Here is a 4,580-nt window from a genome sequence, read left to right as displayed (position 1 = left end):
ACACGCCTTGGTATGCCTGTGAGCGAAATGGTGCGCTAACCCCGAGTTGGGGAAAGGGGGAGTTTACCCTCAATAATGATTTGATCAACAAGGCCCTTTCGATTGTTTATTCGTTAATATCACTGGCTGGGCTTTGATAGCGAGTCACTTTGGCAGGTGCGAGGCACGACGGCGCTGCATCCTTGGCACTGAAAAGTAGCCAGTGCTCGCGATGTGCGATACCTAATGGTTCTCCGTCTGCTTGTTCAAAACACTCAAAATGCATATTGTCAGGCGCCATGATATAACGGTCGGGTGCTTCGTTTATCCATAGCCATGCGTTACGGAACTGTTCAGCATTGCCGGTAAAATAGCTAAAGTGAGTCAGCGGAATAGGCGAAAAAAGCAAGTGCTGTTCTTTAAGATCAAGAATAGCTAGCTCGCCGTTATTCACTTTCGCCGCAGCCGTAAGCATGACGTTTTGGGGGGTGCGTAAGGGCTCCGCGAGAGGGTACACGAGCCAACTCACAGTAACGCAGATAATAGCAACGGCTGAGCCATATTTGATCCATAAACTCTTCCGCCATAGCACTACACACGCGAGGCAAATCGCCCCCACGATAATCGCAAAAATGATGGCTAAACTATCTACCAGTTGAAAGCTCTGCGTGTAGTTGTCGAGTTTGTCGACAAGCTTGTCATGGTGTATCGCAGCAAGGTAAGTCAGTGCCGTGAAAACAATGATGATTAATGTGAGCAAGGCGCGCAAAAACCATCGACTGGCACGATTTAGCGAAAGGTTGGGCCAAGCGGCGGCTATCGCGATACAGAACATGGGTAATGCGGGCAGTATATAAACGCCTCGTTTGGCGGGACTTAAGCTAAAAAAGAAGATGACTAAAATGACCCAACCAAATAATACAGCAATACGGGGGTCCTGCTTAATCTGCTGCACGACGGTTTTTATCTGCGTCAGTAATAATACACTCAGCGGTAACCAAAATGCAGGAACCACGCTACTGATAAAGTAATGCCAGGGCTTAAAGTGATGCCATGGATCGACGTAGCGTTCTCCGGTTTGTTTAAACAAGATATTATCGCGGTATGCGAGATATTCCGGGCTTCCGTTTTGGCTTACAATCAAGTACATAGGTACGAGCCAACACGCCACCACGGTTAACATAACAATAGGGCCTAGCAATCCACGCCAACGCCATGTGTCAGTTAAGCGTTGCTGGGTAAAATGATAAATCGCAACGGGTAACAGCATCAGAAGTGGTAAAAAACCAACGCCTTTGGTAATAATCCCTAACCCCATGAATCCCCAGCCGATAAAGTACCAACGCCAATGGGGACCACAAAAGAAGTGACGTAATAAGCCGTAGCAACCTAGGGTAATCCAACAGGCGACCATGGCATCGATTTGGGCGAACTTCGCTTGAATTAGAAACTGCGGTGTAATGAGCAGAAGCAGCGTTGCGTGTCTTGCAATACGTATGTCCCATATCCGTTTACTAATATCAAATACGGCAATTAAACTCACCAGGCTACACAGCGCGTTAGGTAATAAGGCGGCTACTTTGATGTTGCCAATTACGTAGTAACATAACGCGATAGACCACATAAAGATGGGTGGTTTATCGGGGTAAAACTCTTCGCCACGCGCAGGGAAGAACCATTGCCCAGTGACTACCATCTCACGCGCCACATCAGCAAAACGAGGCTCGTCGGGTGGCCAAGGCGAGCGAAGTCCAAGTCCTGAAAAAATTAGTAATGCGGCAACAACCAAAAGCCAAAATAAGAACTCACTGGTACGGTTAGAGGAGAGCCGTTGCTCAAGTGCGTCAATCCACGTCATGAGGGTACTCCGTCTGACAAGTTTCTCTGTGAACGATAGAGATGAATACCAATGGTTGATGCGATGACAAACAGTAATCCGCTTATGAGGAGCTTTTCTGATTGCGCTAAACCTATCCCGCTGCCTACCAATACAAATACCAATGTTTGTGGAATATAGCCCAGTAAACTGCCAACTAGGAAGCGCTTAAAGTCAACATTGGTCGCCCCTGCCAATAAATTCGTCAGCAGGTTACTGCCCAGGGGCATGAGTCGAATCATCATTGTCTTTCGTGTTGTTGCAACATGAATCCATTTTACTAACCGCTCGCTCTGAGTTTTGAAACGTTTTCGTATTAATGGCTGTAAAAACATGTGTGCAGTAAAGTAGGTAACCGCGAGTGAAAGACCGCTCACCAATAATGCAGCGACGAACCCCCAACCAGTTCCCAGTATAAACCCCAATACGAGCGCGATGAGCTGTCGCGGACCGCCAATTGCCATAAACAAAGTCGCAGCGGTCAATACAATGGCATAGCCTTTGACGCCAGCTTGCTTTATCGTCTGCATGGCTCGCTCTGACGTCGAAATAGCATCTAACCATCCTTGTTGAATGGCTAAGGCAAGGGCAAAAAACACGCCTACGATGGCCAGTAGTTTAATCGCGCGTTGCATCGAGCTGAGGCGCCTGGCTTCGCTTAATTGACTTAATTTGAGGTTGCCGTGAACGATAAATGAGCCACAACACCCCCATGATATCTAACAACCCTGCCCAAGCGCGATTCCACGCGTTATATTTCGAGACGCCTTGCAACCGAGCGCGATGATTTACCGGAACGCTTTTTACGTTACCCCCCATGCGTTTAACCAGCGCGGGCACAAAGCGGTGCATATGATGGAAGTAGGGGAGCTGTAAATAGGTATGACGAGGCAGGATCTTTAGCCCGCAGCCGGTATCGGGTGTATCATCTTTTAGCACTGCTTGTCTAAAGCGGTTAGCAACACGCGATTGAAATCGCTTCCAAGCCGTATCTTTACGTTGTTGACGGTGCCCGATGACGCAAAAGTGGTGCGAGTGTAGCTCGTTTGCTACCTGCTTTAATAATGGAATATCGGCTGGATCGTTTTGCCCATCGGCGTCAAGCACAACGATGAAGTCTCCGCGGGCATATTGGGCGGCTGTATACAGCGCTGTGCTTTGACCACAGCTCGACTCATGTTGAATGACAGTGACCGAGCCCTGCATGGTATTCGCGATTGTTAGTGCTTGCTCCTCGGTGTGATCAGTGCTGCCATCGTCGACTAACACGACTTCATAGCGGTGGCCTGCTAAAGCACGGTCAATTTCTGTTAATAAAACACCGATATTATCGGCTTCGTCTTTTGCCGGAAGAATAACTGAAAATTCAATCATGCGAGCTGTCCGTGTGCATCGTATTTCTTGTACCAATCTGCAAATCGTTGAATCCCCGTCTCTATATCGACTTGTGGTGAGTACCCAGTTATGGCACTCAACTCGCTAACGTCAGCCCAAGTTGTACTTACGTCACCGTCTTGCATGGGGAGATAGTGTTTTTTCACAGACTTTTCGAAAGCGTGCTCGAGGATCTCAATAAACTTAAGTAAGTTCACGGGCTGACCTCGACCAATATTCAAAACACGATGCCGAGACCCTTTTTGAGATGTTTCCATCGGTTTGTCGATTAAGCGCGAAATGCCCTCGACGATATCGTCGATGAAGGTGAAGTCTCTGAATAACTGTCCCTGGTTAAATACATCAATTTGACCCCCTTGCATAATCTGCTTGGCAAATTTCATCGGCGCCATGTCCGGGCGACCATATGGACCGTAAACGGTGAAAAAACGGAGACCCGTCGCCGGTATATTAAATAAATGGCTATAGCTTTCGGCCATCAGTTCATTGGCGCGCTTTGTGGCGGCGTACAGCGATACAGGCTTGTCGGCAGCGGCGTTGGTCGAGAAAGGCACTGGTTCGATATTGCCATAGACAGAGCTTGATGAAGCGTAAATGAAGTGTTTTATCGGATGGCTTCGTACCCACTCTAATATAGTTAAAAAGCCCATGAGATTGCTACGACCATAAGCTTGTGGGTTTTCTATGGAATAACGAACGCCTGCTTGAGCCGCAAGATGAATAACTTGCGTAACGGGATACTGAACCAGGCAGTCAGAGAGCGCAATGGCATTTTCGATATCAACTTTGTGAAATATAAAGTTTTTGAATCGCTTTAGTTGATTTAATCGATCGTGCTTTAGTTGCACGGAGTAGTAGTCATTTAGATTGTCGATCCCAACGACATTGCGCCCTTGTGACAATAAATGAGATGCAGTGTGAAAACCGATAAATCCTGCAACGCCAGTAATCAGGAGAACATTAGACATATAATCGTCTTAATTTAATTGATAACAAAATCAATAATTAACACGAAAACCTTAAAATAAGCTTAAATGCAGATTACAAATCAAAAATCTGCATATCATTATTTTGTAATAAAACAGAGTTATGAAAATCATCCAATAATTAAAATTCAACATTTAAACGAAAAATGTCCAGATAAGTCCGCATATCCGTCCTCGCTTTTTTCTTTGCTTTAGTCATGATTGCCTCGGCTCACAGGACAATTATCTTGGCCGGTTGTGTGGTTCGGGTGTAAGCGTAACGCGAACCACACAACCGGCCAAGATAATTGACGCTAGGGTGTGAGCTCGATATTCCAGGGCAGTAAGTGGTCGATATTATCGCT

The 4,580-nt window shown here is 46.6% G+C and carries 4 protein-coding genes; all 4 read right to left on the bottom strand.

The genetic code is table 11. The features are described from left to right. Nucleotides 1–106 precede the first annotated feature (106 nt). From DEU29_RS13720 to DEU29_RS13705, 4 genes are read right to left on the bottom strand one after another with little or no spacing between them, the layout of a single operon-like run. Nucleotides 107–1,837, bottom strand: a complete 1,731-nt coding sequence (locus DEU29_RS13720) for an ArnT family glycosyltransferase (protein ID WP_133540950.1) — start codon at nucleotides 1,835–1,837, stop codon at nucleotides 107–109. Then, a complete protein-coding gene (locus DEU29_RS13715; RefSeq protein ID WP_133540948.1) occupies nucleotides 1,834–2,490 on the bottom strand; it encodes a TVP38/TMEM64 family protein in 657 nt (218 codons plus the stop codon). Before DEU29_RS13715 ends, DEU29_RS13720 begins: the two co-directional genes overlap by 4 nt. After that, the gene (locus DEU29_RS13710; protein ID WP_133540946.1) at nucleotides 2,474–3,229 is read right to left on the bottom strand and encodes a glycosyltransferase family 2 protein; all 756 of its coding nucleotides are present in this window, start codon (nucleotides 3,227–3,229) and stop codon (nucleotides 2,474–2,476) included. Before DEU29_RS13710 ends, DEU29_RS13715 begins: the two co-directional genes overlap by 17 nt. Next, nucleotides 3,226–4,218, bottom strand: coding sequence for a GDP-mannose 4,6-dehydratase (locus tag DEU29_RS13705; RefSeq protein WP_133540944.1), 993 nt, complete (start codon nucleotides 4,216–4,218; stop codon nucleotides 3,226–3,228). The genes DEU29_RS13710 and DEU29_RS13705 overlap by 4 nt, the downstream gene beginning before the upstream one ends. Nucleotides 4,219–4,580 lie beyond the last annotated feature (362 nt).

Origin of the sequence: Idiomarina aquatica (assembly GCF_004362895.1) — a bacterium.
Taxonomy (GTDB): Bacteria; Pseudomonadota; Gammaproteobacteria; order Enterobacterales; family Alteromonadaceae; genus Idiomarina.
The sequence above is the reverse complement of the archived record's forward strand: the minus strand, read 5'-3'. Positions and strand labels throughout refer to the sequence as shown.